Genomic DNA, 18,327 nt, shown 5'->3' on the forward strand with positions numbered 1-18,327 from the left:
ATCGCCGGTATCCGTCGGAGGAAATGATGGTCAGACGGTGCGCCAGCCGTCGTGAAGCAGCGCGGTCAGGCGTTCGCGCAGCCGTGCCAGCCCGCCGAGCGCGACTTCCCGGGGCGGCCGCGACACCGAGAACGCGACGCGCGTGCCCTCCCGGCCTTCCGCGCTGAGCCACAGCCGCTCGCCGCGACGCAGCTTCAGCGTTTCGCCGTCGACCAGGAAGTAGTCGTTGACGTCGTTGCTGCGCGTCGCCCACACCGGCCCGCTCTGGACGATCAGCCGCGTGCTGCGTTGTACCTTCATCGGCACGGTTTCGCCCGCGGGGATTTCGAACGTGATGCTTGAAGAAATTTCTTGCATGATCGACTCCGCCAATAAGTGCTCCGATGGCTACAATCGTAGTCACTCCAAGGCGTCAGACAAAACGACCAATTTTCACGTCGATGTGAGGAAAATTAGCAAATGGACCTCCGCCAGCTACCTGCGCTGAACGCGATTCGCGCGTTCGAAGCCGCCGCCCGTCACGAGAATTTCTCGCGCGCCGCCGACGAGCTGTTCGTCACGCACGGCGCGGTCAGCCACCAGGTCCGCGCACTCGAGGAGGAGCTCGGCGTGCAGCTGTTCACGCGCAACGGCAAGCGGCTGTGCCTGACCGACGCCGGCATGCGCTACGCGCAGCAGATCCGCACCGCGCTGATGGTGATCGCCGACGCGACCCGCGACGTGCGCGCGAGCGACCGCGACCGGCGGCTCGTGGTGTCGATGCTGTCGTCGTTCGCCGCGCGCTTCATCACGCCGCGCATCGGCACGTTCATCGAGCGGCATCCGGAAATCGACGTCGAGCTGCAGTCCACCAACTCGCTCACCGATTTCGCGCGCGACGACGTCGATCTCGCGATCCGGTTCGGTCAGGGCAACTATCCGGGGCTGCACGTCGAGCCGTTGTTCGACGAGGTGTTCTTTCCGGCGTGCGCGCCGACGCTGAACGGCGGCAAGCTGCCGCAAACGCCCGCCGATCTCGTGCACTACCCTCTGCTGCGCTCGGACGACGAGCTGTGGCGGCCGTGGTTCGACGCGGCCGGGCTCAAGACGCTGACCGAGCCGAAACGGGGGATTCTGTACCAGGACTCGTCGAACCTGCTGCTGGCCGCGATCGACGGCCAGGGCATCGCGCTGGTGCGCCGCTCGCTCGCGGTGCACGACCTGCTCGACGGGCGCATCGTGCGCCTGTTCGACATCGACGGGCCGAGCCCGTGGCACTATTTTTTCGTGTGTCCGCCGCCGCTCCTGAACACGCCGCGGGTGCAGGCGTTCAGGACCTGGCTGCTTCAGGAAGTCGCCGAATACAAGCGGCTGTGCGACGAACTGGACGCGCGGCGCGCGGCGGGGAAGACCCCGGCCGAGTGCGCGCAGGAAGGAGGATGGAGGGTGTAGGGCCTGTTCCCGCTAATAACAGGCCCTAGAGTACGACCTTGACCATCGGATGGCCGGTCAGTGCGCGGTAGATGTTGTCGAGCTGTTCCTGGCTCGTCGCCCGCACGGTGATCGTGAGGCCCGTGTAATTACCGCCGCTCGACGCACGCTCCTCGATCTTCTCGACATCGATCTCGTTGTCGTGAACGGCCACGACCTTGAAGATCGTGTCCTTGAACTCCGGGTGCGCCTTGCCCATGATCTTGATCGGGAAATCGCACGGGAACTCCAGCAGCGACTCCTTCCGGGTATCGATCGCGCCGGTCACCTCGATGGTTTTGGTGGGTTCGCTCATCATTTGCTCCGGGTTAGGTCAAACTGTTCAAACTCGCGCGCTTTCGCGCGCTGGTACGCGTCATACAACGCCGCGAATACGGGGCCCGGCTTGCCGCCATGCACGGGCAGATCGTCGAGCGACGTGACGGGCAGCACTTCCTTCGTGGCCGACGTGATCATGATTTCGTCGGCCGCGCGCAACTCCACTTCGCTGATCTCGCGTGCGACGAACGGGATCTTGCATTCGTCCGCCAGTTCCTCGATCAGCGCGTAGCGGATCCCCTCGAGGATCTTGTTGCTGCGCGGCGGCGCGAGCAGCTCGCCGTTCTTCACGATCCACACGTTCGACGACGAGCCTTCCGTCAGGTTGCCGTCGCGCAGTTGCAGCGTCTCGAACGCATCGCGTTCGGCCGCATGCTGCGCCATCAGCACGTTGCCGAGCAGCGAGATCGACTTGATGTCGCAATGCAGCCAGCGACGATCCTCGGCCGTCACGCAGCGCACACCCTTCGCGCGCTCTTCTTCCGACGGCAGGCGCAGCGGGCTCGTCATCATGAACACCGTCGGCACCGCGTTCGCCGGGAACGCGTGGCCGCGCTTCGCGACACCGCGCGTCACCTGCAGGTAGACGAGCGCGTTGGCCGCTCCGAGCCCTTCGGCATTCGCCGCGACGACGCGCTCGATCAGCGCACGCCAGCCCGCGTCGTCGTGCGGGCTCGCGATGCCGATCTTCTTCAGGCTGCGCTCGAGCCGCGCCAGATGCTGCTCGATCCGGAACGGCACGTGCGCGCCGTCGTGCGCATAAACGGGGACAACTTCATACACGCCGTCGCCGAAGATGAACCCGCGGTCGAGCACCGGTACACGGGCTTCCGACAGCGGCACCATTTCCTCCTGCGACGATACGCTGAGGTAGACGATCGGTTCGAATTCGGCTTGGCTCATAGCGATGACAGATGGGGATGAAGTCGTGAAAACAAAGGCCCGTCGTGCTTACTTCTTCTTGCTGAACATCAGCAGGATCGAGTCCCAGATACGCCCGAAGATACCCGCTTCCGGCACGGCCTGCAGTGCGACGACCGGGAATTCGGACAGCGTCTTGCCGTCGGCGACGATCTTCACGGTGCCGACCTGCTGGCCTTCCGCGAGCGGCGCGATCAGCGGCGCGTTGACGTCGACTTCCGTCTTGATCTTGTCGCCGAGGCCGCGCGGCACGGTCGCCCACTGGTCGCCCTTCACGCCGACCTGCACGGTGTTTTCCTTGCCCTTGTAGACGCGCGGCGTCGACATCGCCTGGCCGCCCTTGAACAGGCGCACCGAATCGAACGCGCTGTAGCCGTAGTTCAGCATCTTCATGCTGTCCTGCGTGCGGTCGCTTTCCTTCTGCTCGCCCATCATCACCGACACGAGACGGCGCTGGCCGTCCACGCCCGGAATCGCGCGCTTCGACGACGCGATCAGGCAATAGCCGGCCGCCTGCGTGTGGCCCGTCTTCAGGCCGTCGACCGTCGGGTCGAGCCACAGCAGACGGTTGCGGTTGCCCTGGCGGATGTTGTTGTACTTGAACTCCTTCTCCGAGAAGATGCCGTAGTACTGCGGAAAATCGCGGATCAGGTGCGCGGACAGCTTCGCGAGGTCGCCGGCCGTCGTGTAGTGGTTCGGGTCGGGCATGCCGTTCACGTCGGCGAAGTGCGTGCCCTTCATGCCGAGGCGCTGCGCCTCGTCGTTCATCAGCGTGACGAACTGCCCTTCGCTGCCGCCGACGAGTTCGGCCAGCGCGATCGCGGCGTCGTTGCCCGACTGGATGATCATCCCGTACACGAGGTCGTGCACGGACACCGGCTTGTTCGCCTCGATGAACATGCGCGACTCGTCGCGGCCGACGCGGCGCACGGCTTCGCTCGGCGTGACGATCTGCTCCATCGAGATCTTCTTCTTGTCGAGCGCCTCGAACACGAGGTACGCGGTCATCAGCTTCGTCAGCGACGCGGGCTCGACGCGTTCATCGGCATTGCCCGATGCGAGCACCGTGTTGCTGGTCGCATCGACGAGCACCCACGAGCGCGCATTCACGCCCGGCGGCGGCACCGCGCCCGGCATGTAGGTCGCGGGCGCGCCGGTGAACTGCTCGGTGGCGGCCGGCGCCGCATGCGCGGCCTTGGCCTTGGCGGCCGGCTTCGCCTCGGCGACGACGATCGTCGATGCGAGCGCGACGGGCAGCATCACGCCGAGCGCGACGTTGCGCGCGGCGGTGCCGAAGGCGATGGAGGAAGCGAGGGACTTGAGGCCTTGGGGAGACAGACGCATGATCGATTCAGGCTGATGGCAGAAAGTGCGGTGCGAAACGCGCAGGGTTGAACGGCAAGGCGGCGGGCGTTTCGGGCACTCGCCCGACATCGTCGGGCGACGCGAAACGCGCCGGTTGGACTCGTGCGGACGCGTTCGGTTCGCGGCCGTCGCGAGCGGGCGGACAGGCGGCGAAACGAGCGCCGCAATGGGCCCAGCCGGGCCGCGGGCGACGCGGAATCCGGCCATTATACGTGGGCGCGCAGGGCGTTTTCGCGAACCTGGCGCCGGACGGTTGCACATCGGCATCGGGCGCGGGGTGGCGGCAAGTTGCCCGTCATCGCACGCGAAGGTGTGCGAAAGGCATGCGCAGGCGAGGTGGAAGCGGGGTGGCGCCGCACGGGGCGGCGCGATGACGCTTGGGGGAAGCGCGCCTCGGGCGAGGGCCGGAGGTCATGTGCAGGAAGCGACGCAGGCCGCCGGCGTCATGCCGGCAACCGCACACTGGCTAGCGCCATGCGTCGACGATGATGCGCTTGAGCACGTGCAGCTTGCGATGCAGGAAATGCTCGGCGCCGGGGATCACGACGACCGGCAGTTCCTGCGGCCGCGCCCAGTCGTACACGGACGCGATCGGCACCGTGTCGTCGGTTTCGCCGTGGATCACGAGCGTGTTCTCGGGCACGTCGGCCACCTGCCAGCGACTCGCGGCCGTGCCGACGAACACCATCCGTTCGATCGTCTCGCCCGCATCGCGCAGCCGCTTCGCGACGTGCGACAGCACGAAGGTGCCGAACGAGAAGCCCGCGAGCACGAGCGGCAGGTCGGCATACGCGGGCTGCGCGCGCATGTGCGCGAGCACCGCGAGCAGGTCGTCGGCCTCGCCGGTGCCGTTGTCGTGCACGCCTTCGGTCGCGCCGACGCCGCGGAAGTTCGACCGGAACACGACGTAGTTCAGCTGCACGAGCGTGCGCGCGAGGGTTTGCGCGACCTTGTTGTCCATCGTGCCGCCGAACAGCGGATGCGGATGCGCGACGAGCGCGATGCCGCGCGGCGCGGCGCCGCTTTCGCGTACTGCGTCAGGGAGGTCGACGGCGATTTCGATCTGCCCGACCGGGCCCGCGATCAGCGACTTCTGCGTATGAACGTTCATTCGGCCGGCCCGCTCAGATCTTCAGGCGGTCGACGACCTTGCCGTCGCGCAGGTGCGACTCGACGATCTCGTCGATGTCGGCCTGGTCGACATACGTGTACCACGTGCCTTCCGGATACACGACCATCACGGGCCCTTCCTCGCAGCGGTCGAGGCAGCCGGCCTTGTTGATGCGGACCTTGCCGGGCCCCGCGAGGCCGAGTTCCTTCACGCGCTTTTTCGCGTATTCCTGCATGGTCTGCGCGTCGCATTGCGCGCAGCTCGGGCGTTCGGCGCCCGGTTCGCGCTGGTTCAGGCAGAAGAAGACGTGGTGCTGGTAGTAGGAATCCATGATGGTGACGAGCGGCCCGGCGCGAGGCCGTGCGGAAAGAGGAGCGGTTGTCGCTGCGCGGGGCAACGGGCGTGTCGTGTTCGGTGCCGATGGGTGCCGAACACTGCACTCATGCCGAAGATTATAGCGAGCGGCACGCGCCGCTGCCTGCGATACCGCCGCGACCGCGGCGCCGCAGCCCTCGCGTCACCGGCGCAAGGCAGACGGCAGCCATGCATGCTCGACGCGCTGGCCGAGCCAGATCAGCGCCGCGTACGGCCAGATCCACGCGAGCCAGCGCGCGAGGCTGTTGAAGTGCACGTAGCGGCCCTGCCGCCAGCCCGACAGCGTGAAGTCGAAGAACGGATTGACCGGCAGCAGGTTCACGAGCGCCACGCCGGCCAGCAGCGCGAGCGCCGCGAGCATCGCGCGCCCGGTCGCCGGCACGTGCAGCGCGACAAGCGCGGCCGCGAAGCCGAGCTCGATCCCGAGCCGCGCGCCGGGCGTCGCCCACACGACGACGAGGCCGGTGGCCGACTGCATGAACGTCGCGGCCGCCTTCAGCACGAGGGTCGCGGCGACGAGGGCGATCAGGAGCCGGATGCGCGGCGCACGCGGCCGCATCGCGAGCGACGCGATCGTCAGTGCGGCGAACAGCATCAACCCGCCGAGCGCGGCCTCCCATGCGGAATCGGACAGCCAGCCGTCGACGCGTTCGGGCCATTCGCCCACGCGCCATGCGGCCGGCAGCCACGCAAGCAGCGCGTCCTGCATCGACGCGTCGGCGCGCTCCCACAGCGCGGCCGGCCAGTCGCCGATGCCGAACAGGAACGGCGACGGGAACAGGATCGCGAACGGCCACAACCCGGCGAGCAGCAGCGGCGTCGCGCCGTCGTCCTCGAACCACGCGAAGCGCAGCCGGCGCAGCGCGCCGCGATCGAGCAGCGCACCGGTGGCCGGCGCGACGAGCGCGGCGCCCAGCAGCGCACCGAGCGCATTGGCCGCGAGATCGAGATTCGACGCGACGCGCGTCGGCAGGTAGGTTTGCAGCGCTTCCATCGAGCCCGACAGCAGCACGCCGAGCCCGGCCGCGATCAGCGTCGCGGCCACGCCGCGCCAGCGCGGGTGCAGCGCGAGCACGGCGAGCGCGCCGAACGGCATGTAGCCGACTACGTTCGTGACGACGTCGAATGCGGTCACGTAGCGCTGCATCGGCGCGAACAGGTAGTCGAACGGCCTGATGCCGAGCGACACCCAGCCGTCGAACGGATACAGCGACGCGTAGACGACGAGCGCCGCGTAAGCGGCAAAGGCCCGCCGCGCGAGCGGCGATGCGCGAGGGGTGCCGGTCGCGCTCATCGCGGCTGCGCGGCACGCGTCACGGCGTGCCCGCGTACGCCTGCATGCCGACCCACGCGGCGATCTGCGACACGAGCTGATCGCTCGCCGTCGCGAGCGCGCGGGCGCCACCCGCCGCATCGGGCGTGCTCGACGGCGCTCGTGCAACGAACGTGCGCTGGCCGAGCACCTTGCCGTCCAGCATCAGCGTCGCGCGCGCGGTCACGGCGCCGTGGCTCTGCGACTGGCCGTCGAACACCTGTTCGAATTCGTTCAGGTCGACCTTGAGGGTCGGCGCGCGCACGCCGTCGGTGCCTTCGAGCACCGTGCCGCGCGACGACAGCGCGCCGCGCAGCCGCTGCGTGAGCAGCTGGGCGGGCGGCGCAGTCCAGCGGCTGTCGCGGTAGACGGCCACATGCTGTGCGTCCACATACGCGAGGCGGTAGGCGAACTTGTCGGAGTCGAGCGCGTCGGGCGCGGCGACGTCGAGCACCTTCAGCGCGGGCCCCGGGCCTGCGGACACGACCGATGTGGCCGGCCCGAGGTCGTAGCGCACATTCGACAGCACCGCGCTGTTGCCGGCGCAGCCGGCGGCGAGCGACAGCGTCAGCACGGCAAGCGCGGCCGCGGCGGGACGCAGCGCGCGGTCAAGGATTCGTGGCATGGCGTGTTCCTGCATGATGTTTCCGGTTTCGATGGGTATCACTGCCCGGCCGTCGCACCCGGCCAGACGAAGCCGGGCTCGCCGGGCCCCGGCGCCGCGCCGGGCGAACCGAACAACAGACTGCGCGGATTGCGGCCAAGTTCACCGGCCACGTCCTTCAATTGCCGCGATGCGTCGCCGACGTTGCCGGCGAGCGCGTTGAAACGCGGCAGCGTGTCGTACTGCACGCGCGCGTTGAGGTCGTTCAGCGCGACGCCGACCTGCTCCGCGGCCGTGCCGGCCTTGTTCAGGTTCGACACGAGCGGCCCGTTCGGCTGCAGCAGCGTGTTCGCCGACGCCATTGCGCGGTTCACCTCGTGCATCGTCTCCGGCAACGCGGTGACCGCCGGGCCGAGCTGCTTCGTCAGCGTGGCGGCGCCATCGGCCGCGTGCTGCAGGCTCTCGGCGGTCGCGCGCAACTGCTCGCGCATCTCGGGCGACATCAGCGCATTCGCGCTCTTCGCGGCCAGTTCGAGCTGCCGCAGCAGCACATCGCCGCGCTCCTGGATCTGGTCGAACAGGCTCGGGCGCATCGGGATCTGCGCGATCGCCTTCGCCGACGACGGCAGCGGCGCGAGATCGCGGCCCGTGTCCTCGAGCTGCACGAACGCGATGCCCGTCACGCCCTGGAAGCCGAGGCTGCCGTAGGTCGACTGCGTGATCGGCGCGTCCTGGTCGACGAGGATCCGGATCCGGATCTGGCCCGGGTGCGAGCGATCGAAGCCGATCGACTGCACCTTGCCGACGTCGAGGCCGCGAAAGCGCACGGCCGCGTCCGGGAACAGCCCCGTCACGTTGGTGCGCGCGAGCAGGTCGTACGGCACGCGCACGGTGCGGTCGACGTTGAACCAGAAGACGGTGCCCGCGATCGCGAGCGTCAGCGCGATCGTGAACAGGCCGGCCCAGAACGCATGTGATTTGTTTTCCATTCGCGGATTCCTTGCTCCTACAGCTCGACGCTCGACAGCGCCGGTTCGAGGGCCGCCTTCGGCAGCTTCGCGCGCCGCTCGGGCGGCAGCGCCTGCAATGCGCGGCGCCCGCGCAGCCCCAGGAAATATTCGTGGATGAACGGATGGTCGACGTTCGCGGCCTCCTCGACCGGCGCGGCGACCAGCACCTTGCGGTCGGCCAGCACCGCGACGCGTGTCGACAGCGCGACCATCGTGTCGAGATCGTGCGTCACCATCACGACGGTCAGCCCGAGCGTGCGGTGCAGCGTCGCGATCAGCTCGACGAATTCGTCCGACGCCTGCGGATCGAGGCCGGCCGTCGGCTCGTCGAGGAACAGCAGCTCGGGCTCGAGCGCGATCGCGCGCGCGATGCCCACCCGCTTGACCATCCCGCCCGACAGCGCGGCCGGCATCTTCGACGCATGCTTGCACGGCAGCCCGACCATCTCGAGCTTCAGCATCACGATGTCGTGCAGCAGGTCCGGCGGCACGCGGCCGAGCTCGCGCAGCGGCTGCGCGACGTTGTCGAATACCGTCATCGACGAGAACAGCGCGCCCTGCTGGAACAGCATCCCGGAGCGCGTGCGCATCATCCGCGCGCTCGCGTCGTCGATCGTCGCCGTATCTTCGCCGAACACCTTGATCGTGCCCGACGTCGGCCGCTCGAGGCCGAGGATCTGCCGCACGAGCGTGGTCTTGCCGGAGCCCGAGCCGCCGACGATCGCCACGATCTCGCCGCGCCGCACGTCGAAGTCGAGCTTCTGGTGAATGATGTTGCGCCCGTAGCGCTTGGTCAGGTTGCGCACCTCGATCACGAGGTCGGCTGCATCGTCCGCCGCAGCCGGCCCGGCAGCGACCGCCCCGGCGCCGATGGCCGCGGCGTGCGCGGTCGTTTCGTTCGAAGCGTTCATCCGAGCCCCACGTTCTGGAACAGGATCGCGAACACCGCGTCGGCGAGGATCACGACCGTGATCGACGACACGACCGACGTGGTCGTGCCTTCGCCGAGGCTCTGCGAGTTCGCCTTGATCCGGAAACCGAAATGGCAGGCGACCAGCGCGATCAGCATGCCGAACACGACGCCCTTGCCGACCCCGATGTACAGGTTCGCAATCGGCACGACGCCCGGCAGCGAGCGCACGAAATAGTTGACGTCGATGCCGAGTACGAGCTTCGCGGCGAGCGCGCCGCCCGTCAGCGCGATGATGTTGGTCCACATCACGAGCAGCGGCATCGCAATGCCGAGCGCGAGCACGCGCGGCAGGATCAACCGCAGCCCGTGCGGGATGCCCATCACGCGCATCGCGTCGAGTTCCTCGGTCACGCGCATCACGCCGATCTGCGCGGTGATCGCCGAGCCCGAGCGGCCCGCGACGAGAATCGCCGACAGCACCGGGCCGAGCTCGCGGATCACCGACAGCCCGAGGATGTTCACGATGTAGCGGTTCGCGCCGAACATCTGCAGCTGCTGCGCGGACAGGTAGCTGAGCACGATGCCGATCAGGAACGCGACGAGCGCGGTGATCGGCAGCGCCTGCGCGCCGGCGCTGTAGATGTTCGCCGAGGTTTCCTTCCACGGCATCGTCTTCGGGCGGCGCAGCACCGACAGCGCATCGAGAATCACGAGGCCGAACATCGCGATGCCGCCCTGCAGGTGTTCGCCGAACGCGAAGATCGCCTGGCCGAGCCGCGTGACGGGATCGAACCGCACGATGCGCTCGGGCGCCTCGCGCTGGCTGTCGAGCCGCTCGATACGCTCGAAGATCGTGCGCTGCGTGGCGCTCAGCGCGACGCCGGCCGGCAGCTTGCGGCCCCAAACGCGCCACAGCGCCTGGCCGCCGACGTGGTCGAGCCGCTCGATGCCGGACAGATCCCATTCGCTCACGCGCCCGGACGCGATGCTCGCGATGCGGCGCGCCACCGCGCCGCGATTGCGTGCAAGCGCGAGCGCGGTCCACTGACCGGTCAGGCGCACCGTCTGGCCCTGGCCGCCGGCGTCGACCGACAGGCCGGGAGGAGTCTCGAAGTCCAAGGGCAGGTTGTTTGCAAAAAGGTGACAGCGGCCATTGTAGCGAACCGTCCGACGACGCGACGTGAGGATTTCGGCGGGGCGCCCGGCCGGGGGAGCCAGGCCGGGAACACCGGCTCCGGGGGATGCGCGAGAGCCGACGCCGCCGGCCCGTTGCCGGCTTCGTCACCTTTCATTCTTCCGTCACGATTCCTTTCGATACTCTCACGCGCCGCACCTCAGGCCGTCGGCGCCCCGCGCCGCCATGCGTTGCGACTCTCGCATTCCATAAAACAGAACACCGAACAGGACAACCGATGCGTCTCCCCCTGCTTTCCCGCCGTCGCGTGCCGGCCATCGCCGCGCTCGCCAGCCTCGCCTTCATCCTCGCCGCCTGTGGCGGCGACGACGTCACCTCGCAGCCGGTAACGCCGCCGGCGGCCCAGGCGCCCGTCGGCACGACGGCCACGCTCGCCCTGCTCGAGACGACCGACCTGCACACCAACGTGCTGTCGTATGACTATTTCAAGCTCGCCGCCGACAACTCGCTCGGCTTCGAGCGCGTGTCGACGCTGATCGCGCAAGCGCGCGCGCAGTATCCGAACACGCTGCTGCTCGACAACGGCGACACGATCCAGGGCACCGCGCTGTCGGACTACCAGGCGCTCGTGAAGCCGGTCGGCTGCGACCAGACGCTCGCGATCTACAAGGTGATGAACGCGGCGAAATTCGACGGCGGCGGGATCGGCAATCACGAATTCAACTACGGGCTGCCGTACCTGTCGCAGGTGACCGGCAACACGTTCGAGGTCGACGGCCTGCCGGCGCCGGCCCAGCAGAAGAAGTGCGCGGGCCCGAACTTCCCGCAGGTGCTCGCGAACGTGATCAGCGCGAAGACCAACGCGCCGCTGTTCACGCCGTACACGATCCTGACCCGCACCGTGACCGCGACGACGCCGGACGGCAAGACGGTCAGCGCGCCCGTGAAGATCGGCATCATCGGCTTCACGCCGCCCGCGATCATGAGCTGGGACAAGCGCTGGCTCGACGGCAAGGTCTACACGACCGGCCTGAAGGAAGCCGCCGAGAAGTACATTCCGGAGATGCGCGCGAAGGGCGCCGATCTCGTCGTCGCGATCTCGCACGGCGGCCTCGACAATTCCGCGTATTCGCCGACGATGGAGAACGGCAGCTGGTGGCTGTCGAAGGTGACCGGTATCGACGCGATGCTGATCGGCCACTCGCACCAGGTGTTCCCGGACGCGAACAGCACCGTGTCGCAGTTCAACCTGCCGGGCGTCGACAAGGTCAAGGGCACCGTCAACGGCGTGCCGACCGTGATGGCCAACTACTGGGGCAAGCACCTCGGCGTGATCAAGCTCGGCCTGAAATTCGACGGCAAGACGTGGAGCGTCGACAAGTCGCAGACGACCGTCGAGGCGCGGCCGATCCAGAACGCCGACAAGAGCTACGTCGCGGCCGATCCGTCCGTGTCCGCCGCGATCGCCGCCGAGCACCAGGCGACGATCGACTATGTGAAGACGCCGATCGGCTCGACCGACTACCGGATGAACTCGTACTTCGCCGATGTCGGCGACCCGGGCGCGATCCAGATCGTCAACGAGGCGCAGGCCGACTACGTGAAGACCTACGTGCAGGCGAACCTGCCGCAATACGCGTCGCTGCCGGTGCTGTCGGTCAGCGCGCCGTTCAAGAGCGGCTTCGGCGGCGGCACCGACTACACCGACGTCGCGCCGGGCGCGCTCGCGATCAACAACGCGGCCGACCTGTACCTGTACCCGAACACCGTGTACGCGGTGAAGGTGAGCGGCGCCGACGTGAAGAACTGGCTCGAAACGGCCGCGAAGCGCTTCAACCGCATCGACCCGACCAAGGCGACCGTGCAGCCGCTCGTCAGCACGTTCCCCGGCTACAACTTCGACATGTTCACGTCGGCCGATCTCGCGTATGAAATCGACGTCACGCAGCCGGTCGGCAGCCGGATCAAGAACCTGACGTACAAGGGTGCGGCGATCGACCCGAACGCGCAGTTCATCGTCGCGACCAACAACTACCGCGCGAGCGGCGGCGGCAACTTCCCGGGCCTCGACGGCAGCAAGACGATCTTCGCGTCGCCCGATGCGAACCGCGACGTGCTGATCGCGTTCATCAAGAAGCGCGGCGCAATCACGCGCGCGGCCGACGGCGCCCAGCGCAGCTGGCGCTTCACGAAGCTCGCGAGCTCGGTCGCGCACGTGCAGTTCGCGTCCGCGCCGAATCGCCTCGGCGACGCGGCGGCGGCCGGCCTGACCGGCATCACGCAGGTCGCGGCCGACGACGGCTCGGGCAAGAACCTCGCCACTTACGAAATCGACCTCACGCAATGAGACCCGCGATGCAACCGATCCGGACGATGCGGCCGGCCGAAACCGGCCTCTCCGCCGCCGCGCGGCGTCTGCTGCGCGCGAAACTTCCGCCGGCCGCGCTGCTCGCGATGGCGGCCGTGACCGTCGCGGCCGTCGTCGCGGCGACCGGCCTGCGCGGCGCCGGCCCGCGCCGAGCGCCGCGCAGCTCGACGAGTGGCAGGCGATGGTCACGCAGGCCACCGAGCCGCACGCACTCGCGCAGTTGCGCACGCTGGCGCGCCGCGGTTCGGGCGACGCGCAGGCGGCGCTCGGCATCGCGCTCGTCGACGCGCGCGAACCGGGCCTGCGCGACGAGGGGCGCGGCTGGCTGGAAACGGCCGCGGCAGCAAACAGCAAGGCCGACGCGCCGGCCGCGCGGCGTGCGCAGCTCGCGCTCGGCAAGGCGTTGCTGCTCGGCAGCAGCGACATGCCGAAGGACTATGCACGCGCCCGCACGCTGCTCGGCGAAGCGGCCGCGCAGGGCGACCCGGCCGCCGCGTATTACCTCGGGCTGATCTATCGCAGCGGTTACGGCGTCGCCGCCGATCCCGTGCAGGCCGCGCACTGGTTCGACGTCGCGTCGCGCGCGGACATCCCGGCCGCGGACTTCATGCTCGCGAACGCGTACCGCGAAGGCAGCGGCGTGCCGCGCGACGAGGCGCGCGCGCTGGCGCTGTATCGCCGCGCCGCCGAGCACGAGCTGCCGGAAGCCGTGCAGACGCTCGCGATGGCCTATCGCAACGGCGAGCTCGGGCTCAAGCCCGACGCGGACGAGTTCCATGCGCAGTGGATCGAGACCGCGCACGCGCTGAAGCACCCCGTCGTCGCGCCTTGACGATGCTTCCGCCCGCAGGCGCACACGCATGCGCGAACCGGCAGCCCGCCGGCATCCCGCCGGCTGCATGACGCGCATGCCCCGACGCCCCGCGCATCGATCACACGGCAACGGAATCGATCGCGGGGCGCGGGCCCGCGCGCCGTTTGCATTGCCGCCGTCGGGCCGCTCCATGCCGGTCGTTCGGCGTGCGGCAATGCATTAACATGCAGCCTCACAATAAAACCTGAGAGATCTGCATCCATGTCCCATCGCCTTTCCTGGCGTGGTGCCGCTGCCGTCGGCGCCGTCGCCGTTGCCATCGCCGCCGCCCCGCTCACCGCACTCGCCGCGCCGCCCGCCCAGCCCGACATCTTCAACGCCGCGCTTTGCAAGCCGCCGTTCACGTCGGACCTGATGGACTCGATCTACAACACCGCCAAGGCAGCCGATCCGAAACCGGACGAGTCGATGCTGGGCGCCGCGGTCTATCGCCTGCCGGAGCCGATCCACCACGATGGCTTCACGACGCAGCAGGTCGTGTTCGTCAGTACCGGGATCGGCGTGCTCGTGGACGGCGAGGTCGCCGACCAGCTCGCGAAGCGCTACCAGCTCACCCTCGAGAAGGGCAACCTGCTGGGCGCGTCGTCCGTCGGCTATTCGCGCCGGCTGACGGTCCGCGGCCCGGGCGGTGCGCTGATCCTCGTGTCGGCCCGCCAGGGCCCGGCACTGAAGGGCAAGACGCTGCTGACGTGCGAAATGACGTCCGAGGAGGACATCAAGGCGCTGGAGCGGATGGAAAGGCATTGAGCCAGGCGGCGCCGCGGCGCCGTTCGCATGCGGGCGGCCGCGCGCCACCCTCCTCCGCGGCCGCGTGCGTCGCCCGACGCGCGCCATCGTCCCCTGTCGCTACAATAGGCGCCATGAACGCCCCCACCTCCTCCGACACGCCCGATTCCGGCGACGCGCACATCGCGCGCAACCGGCTCGAGGCGCACACGGACGCCGCGCCGCGTGCGTGGCCGCTCGACATCGTCGCCGCCACCGGCTCGACCAACGCCGACGTCGCGACCCGGCTCAAGGCGCTGCCGCGCAAGGCGAACGCGCTGCCCGCGCCGCTCGTGCGCGTCGCGTTCGAGCAGACGGCCGGCCGCGGCCGGCAGGGCCGCCCGTGGTTCGCGCAGCCCGGTAATGCGCTGCTGTGCTCGGTCGGCTGCATCGTGCCGCGCCCCGTCGAAGCACTCGGCGGCCTCAGCATCGCGATCGGCGTTGCGCTCGCCGAAGGGCTGGCCACGCTGCCGCTCGACGCCCATACGCGCGTCGCGCTCAAATGGCCGAACGACCTGCTGCTGACCGCCACCGACGACGGCACGCCACGCATTGTCGGCAAGCTCGCCGGGATCCTGATCGAAACCGCGTGGACCACCGCCGACGCCACCGCCGTCGTGATCGGCTTCGGCATCAACGTGCGCGGCGCGGAGGCCGTCGCCGCGCAGGTCGACGCGCTGCGTGCGCGCGAAGCGACGCTCGCGAGCGGGCTGCCGCCCGCCGCGCTGTCGATCGCGTGCGCATCGGCCAACCTGACCGATACGCTCGCCGCGTCGCTGAATGCGCTCACACCGGCGCTCGCGCAGTTCGGCGCCGAAGGGCTCGCGCCGTTCCTGCCGCGCTGGCACGCGCTGCACGCGTACGCGGGGCGCGAAGTCGTCCTGCTCGAACAGGGTGTCGAACGCGTACGCGGCATCGCGACGGGCATCGACGCGACCGGCCAGCTGCTGCTCGATACGCCGGACGGCGTGCAGGCGATCGCCGCCGGCGACGTGTCGCTACGCGAAGCGCAATGAACGAGCCGCACCTGCTGATCGACGCCGGCAACAGCCGGATCAAGTGGGCGCTCGCCGATGCGCAGCGCACGCTCGTCGAGACGGGCGCGTTCGGCCACACACGCGACGGCGGCGCCGATCCGGACTGGTCGACGCTGCCGCGTCCGCGCGGCGCTTGGATCTCGAACGTCGCGGGCGCCGAGGTGGCCGCCCGGCTCGACACGCTGCTCGACGCACGCTGGCCGGGCCTGCCGCGCACGACGATACGCTCGCGTCAGACGCAATGCGGCGTGACGAACGGCTATACGACGCCCGACCAGCTCGGCAGCGACCGCTGGGCCGGCCTGATCGGCGCGCACGCGGCGTTTCCGGGCGAGCACCTGCTGATCGCGACGTTCGGCACCGCGACGACGCTCGAGGCGCTGCGCGCGGACGGCCGCTTCACGGGCGGGCTGATCGCACCGGGCTGGGCACTGATGATGCGCGCGCTCGGCACGCACACCGCGCAGTTGCCGACGCTGACCACCGACATCGCGAGCGGCCTGCTCGCGGGTGCGCAGGCCGAACCGTTCCAGGTCGACACGCCGCGCTCGCTGTCGGCCGGTTGCCTGTACGCGCAGGCCGGGCTGATCGAGCGCGCGTGGCGCGATCTCGCGGATGCATGGCAGGCGCCCGTGCGGCTCGTGCTGGCCGGCGGCGCGGCGGACGACGTCGCGCGAGCGCTGACGCTCCCGCATACGCGGCACGATGCGCTGATCCTGTCCGGGCTCGCGCTGATCGCCGCGGAAGCGGCGGCGGCACCGAAGTGAGGGGAAAGCGCCGGCATCGCGCCGGCGCACGGCAACATCCGCCCGTTCGGGCCTGCGTCACGATGACGGTGGAGACGGGCCGCGCCATGACGGCAGCCCGCCCGCGCGGTCAACGGATGGCATGAAATAGCCGGCGATGCGGCCGGCCCGATTGAATGACGTGAACCACTTCAATGACGACGAGGAGTGTCGACGATGCTGCGCTGGCTGATCGCTGTTCTCTTTCTCGCCAACATGCTTGCGTTCGTGGTGGCGCGCGGCGTGTTCGGGCCGCTGCCGGCGGCCGGCCCGCGCGAACCCGGCGTGCTGGCGCGGCAGGTGCGGCCCGAGGCGCTGCGCGTGACGCCGCTCGCGCAGGCCGCCGACCAGCCCGTCATCGGCGCCCCGATCGCGCCGCCGGGCGTCCCCGCCGAGCCGCTCGCAGCATCCGCGCCCTGACGGCGCCGGGCCGCGCTCAGGACTGCTGCGCGCGCACCTTCTTCAGCAACGCGGTGGTCGAGCGATCGTGCTCGAACGGAATCGCCAGCGCCCGGCCACCCCAGCCACGCACCAGCGCCGATTCCGGCAACGCATCCATGTCGTAGTCGCCGCCCTTCACGAGGATGTCCGGCCGGACGGCCTCGATCAGCGACACGGGCGTCTTTTCCTCGAACGTCACGACCCAGTCGACGCTTTCCAGCGCCGCGAGCAGCGCCGCGCGGTCTTCCTCGCGATTGATCGGCCGGTCGTCGCCCTTGCCGAGCATGCGCACCGACGCGTCGCTGTTCACGCCGACGATCAGGCACGCGCCGAGCGCTTTCGCGTCGGCGAGATACGTAACGTGGCCGCGATGCAGGATGTCGAACACGCCGTTGGTGAACACGACGGGCGACGGCAGCGTGGCGCGCAGGGCGACGAGGGCATCACGGGTGATCAGCTTGCGTTCGAAGGTGGCGGACATGATGGAAGTCGGACGGAATGGGCAACGGCGCACGCGGCGGCGGCGCCAGATAAAAAGCCCGCCGGACTGACCGGGCGGGCTTCATGCAACGGGTACGACATCACGCGACGCGGCCGGCGCGATTCACGCCGGCTGCGGCGCCAACCGGCCTCAGGCCGGCTGCGCGGCCGACGACGGGCCGCTTTCGGCCTGCAGGCGGCCGGTGACTTCCTTGCGGTAGCGGTTCAGCTCCTGTGCGGTCGCGAACGTGCGCTCGAACAGGATCGACAGGTTGTGCAGGATCCGCTCGACGACCTTCTTTTCCCATTCGCCGTCGAAACGGATCTGCTCGTCGAGCCAGCGCTCGAGCCATTCCGGATCGGGCAGGCGCGACTGCACGGTGTCGCGCGGGAACAGCGCCTGGTTCACGTGCAGGTTGGTCGGGTGCAGCGGCTTTTCGGTGCGGCGCGCCGACGCCATCAGCACGCCGATCTTCGCGAACGCGGCACGTGCGACGTCGCCGCAGTTGTTCAGCGCCTTCTTCATATAGCGCAGGTACGCGCCGCCGTGGCGTGCTTCATCGCGCGAGATCGTTTCGTAGATCTGCTTGATGACCGGCTCGGTGTGCCAGTCGGCCGCGCAACGGTACCAGTGGTTCAGGCGGATCTCGCCGCAGAAGTGCAGCATCAGCGTCTCGAGCGGCGGCGCCGGGTCGAACTGGAAGCGCACCGCGTGCAGTTCCTCTTCGGTCGGCACCATTTCCGGCTTGAAGCGGCGCAGGTATTCCATCAGCACGAGCGAATGCTTCTGCTCTTCGAAGAACCACACGCTCATGAACGCCGAAAAGTCGCTGTCGTGCTGGTTGTCGCGCAGGAACATTTCCGTCGCGGGCAGCGCCGACCATTCGGTGATCGCGTTCATCTTGATCGTCTTCGCCTGCTCGTCGGTGAGCAGCGAAGCGTCGAACTTGTCCCACGGAATGTCCTTCTCCATGTCCCAGCGGACGGCTTCGAGCGATCGGTAAAGTTCCGGATAAAGCATCGTGTTCATGATGGTCCCACCC

At 69.0% G+C, this 18,327-nt stretch carries 19 protein-coding genes and 1 pseudogene; 7 read left to right on the forward strand and 13 right to left on the reverse strand.

Translation table 11 applies throughout. The features are described from left to right. Positions 1 to 30: 30 nt before the first annotated feature. The gene (locus LXE91_RS03495; protein WP_039346529.1) at positions 31 to 357 is read right to left on the reverse strand and encodes a DUF2917 domain-containing protein; all 327 of its coding nucleotides are present in this window, start codon (positions 355 to 357) and stop codon (positions 31 to 33) included. Positions 358 to 459: 102 nt separating this feature from the next. On the opposite strand from LXE91_RS03495, the gene LXE91_RS03500 reads away from it, so the two are divergent. Further along, positions 460 to 1,431 carry a transcriptional regulator GcvA gene (locus LXE91_RS03500; RefSeq protein WP_039346283.1) on the forward strand — a complete coding sequence of 324 codons (972 nt, stop codon included), beginning with the start codon at positions 460 to 462 and terminating at the stop codon, positions 1,429 to 1,431. Positions 1,432 to 1,456: 25 nt separating this feature from the next. Here LXE91_RS03500 and LXE91_RS03505 read toward each other — a convergent pair whose 3' ends face one another. The 10 genes from LXE91_RS03505 to LXE91_RS03550 form a co-directional block, all read right to left on the reverse strand. Next, entirely contained in the window at positions 1,457 to 1,765 is a 309-nt protein-coding gene (locus LXE91_RS03505) for an HP0495 family protein (RefSeq protein WP_011353335.1), read from the reverse strand. Beyond that, positions 1,765 to 2,691 carry a D-amino acid aminotransferase gene (locus LXE91_RS03510; RefSeq protein WP_039346286.1) on the reverse strand — a complete coding sequence of 309 codons (927 nt, stop codon included), beginning with the start codon at positions 2,689 to 2,691 and terminating at the stop codon, positions 1,765 to 1,767. Before LXE91_RS03510 ends, LXE91_RS03505 begins: the two co-directional genes overlap by 1 nt. A 48-nt stretch (positions 2,692 to 2,739) precedes the next feature. Beyond that, positions 2,740 to 4,053, reverse strand: a complete 1,314-nt coding sequence (locus tag LXE91_RS03515) for a D-alanyl-D-alanine carboxypeptidase family protein (RefSeq protein WP_039346288.1) — start codon at positions 4,051 to 4,053, stop codon at positions 2,740 to 2,742. A gap of 487 nt (positions 4,054 to 4,540) precedes the next feature. Then, positions 4,541 to 5,185, reverse strand: a complete 645-nt coding sequence (locus LXE91_RS03520) for an alpha/beta hydrolase (RefSeq protein WP_034198940.1) — start codon at positions 5,183 to 5,185, stop codon at positions 4,541 to 4,543. Positions 5,186 to 5,198: 13 nt separating this feature from the next. Next, entirely contained in the window at positions 5,199 to 5,516 is a 318-nt protein-coding gene (locus tag LXE91_RS03525; RefSeq protein ID WP_011694422.1) for a (2Fe-2S) ferredoxin domain-containing protein, read from the reverse strand. A gap of 186 nt (positions 5,517 to 5,702) precedes the next feature. Next, complete coding sequence (locus tag LXE91_RS03530; RefSeq protein WP_039346303.1) at positions 5,703 to 6,854, reverse strand: VanZ family protein; 1,152 nt, start codon at positions 6,852 to 6,854, stop codon at positions 5,703 to 5,705. Between the two features lie 19 nt (positions 6,855 to 6,873). Beyond that, complete coding sequence (locus tag LXE91_RS03535; RefSeq protein ID WP_039346306.1) at positions 6,874 to 7,497, reverse strand: ABC-type transport auxiliary lipoprotein family protein; 624 nt, start codon at positions 7,495 to 7,497, stop codon at positions 6,874 to 6,876. A 38-nt stretch (positions 7,498 to 7,535) separates the two neighbouring features. Then, the gene (locus LXE91_RS03540) at positions 7,536 to 8,465 is read right to left on the reverse strand and encodes an MlaD family protein (protein ID WP_039346314.1); all 930 of its coding nucleotides are present in this window, start codon (positions 8,463 to 8,465) and stop codon (positions 7,536 to 7,538) included. Between the two features lie 17 nt (positions 8,466 to 8,482). Then, positions 8,483 to 9,397, reverse strand: coding sequence for an ABC transporter ATP-binding protein (locus LXE91_RS03545; protein ID WP_039346317.1), 915 nt, complete (start codon positions 9,395 to 9,397; stop codon positions 8,483 to 8,485). Next, positions 9,394 to 10,518 (reverse strand): MlaE family ABC transporter permease, encoded by a 1,125-nt coding sequence (locus tag LXE91_RS03550; protein WP_039346320.1) that lies wholly within the window; start codon positions 10,516 to 10,518, stop codon positions 9,394 to 9,396. The genes LXE91_RS03545 and LXE91_RS03550 overlap by 4 nt, the downstream gene beginning before the upstream one ends. Before the next feature lie 293 nt (positions 10,519 to 10,811). Here LXE91_RS03550 and LXE91_RS03555 point away from each other — a divergent pair, with 293 nt between their 5' ends. The 6 genes and pseudogenes from LXE91_RS03555 to LXE91_RS03580 all read left to right on the forward strand — a co-directional run bounded on the left by LXE91_RS03555 (position 10,812) and on the right by LXE91_RS03580 (position 16,783). Beyond that, positions 10,812 to 12,881, forward strand: coding sequence for a bifunctional 2',3'-cyclic-nucleotide 2'-phosphodiesterase/3'-nucleotidase (locus LXE91_RS03555; RefSeq protein WP_039346322.1), 2,070 nt, complete (start codon positions 10,812 to 10,814; stop codon positions 12,879 to 12,881). An 8-nt stretch (positions 12,882 to 12,889) separates the two neighbouring features. Next, positions 12,890 to 13,734 (forward strand): annotated as a pseudogene (locus LXE91_RS03560) (tetratricopeptide repeat protein). A gap of 243 nt (positions 13,735 to 13,977) precedes the next feature. After that, positions 13,978 to 14,523, forward strand: coding sequence for a hypothetical protein (locus LXE91_RS03565; protein ID WP_039346328.1), 546 nt, complete (start codon positions 13,978 to 13,980; stop codon positions 14,521 to 14,523). A gap of 113 nt (positions 14,524 to 14,636) precedes the next feature. Next, a complete protein-coding gene (locus LXE91_RS03570) occupies positions 14,637 to 15,557 on the forward strand; it encodes a biotin--[acetyl-CoA-carboxylase] ligase (protein ID WP_278068114.1) in 921 nt (306 codons plus the stop codon). After that, positions 15,554 to 16,345 carry a type III pantothenate kinase gene (locus tag LXE91_RS03575; protein ID WP_039346332.1) on the forward strand — a complete coding sequence of 264 codons (792 nt, stop codon included), beginning with the start codon at positions 15,554 to 15,556 and terminating at the stop codon, positions 16,343 to 16,345. Before LXE91_RS03570 ends, LXE91_RS03575 begins: the two co-directional genes overlap by 4 nt. A 195-nt stretch (positions 16,346 to 16,540) precedes the next feature. Next, a complete protein-coding gene (locus LXE91_RS03580; protein WP_039346534.1) occupies positions 16,541 to 16,783 on the forward strand; it encodes a hypothetical protein in 243 nt (80 codons plus the stop codon). Between the two features lie 16 nt (positions 16,784 to 16,799). Here the strand turns inward: LXE91_RS03580 and rfaE2 are convergent, their stop codons facing one another. Next, a complete protein-coding gene (gene rfaE2, locus LXE91_RS03585) occupies positions 16,800 to 17,285 on the reverse strand; it encodes a D-glycero-beta-D-manno-heptose 1-phosphate adenylyltransferase (RefSeq protein ID WP_039346335.1) in 486 nt (161 codons plus the stop codon). A 150-nt stretch (positions 17,286 to 17,435) separates the two neighbouring features. After that, positions 17,436 to 18,314 (reverse strand): ferritin family protein, encoded by an 879-nt coding sequence (locus LXE91_RS03590; protein WP_011353352.1) that lies wholly within the window; start codon positions 18,312 to 18,314, stop codon positions 17,436 to 17,438. Positions 18,315 to 18,327: the final 13 nt, after the last annotated feature.

The organism is Burkholderia contaminans (assembly GCF_029633825.1).
Classification (GTDB): Bacteria; Pseudomonadota; Gammaproteobacteria; order Burkholderiales; family Burkholderiaceae; genus Burkholderia; species Burkholderia contaminans.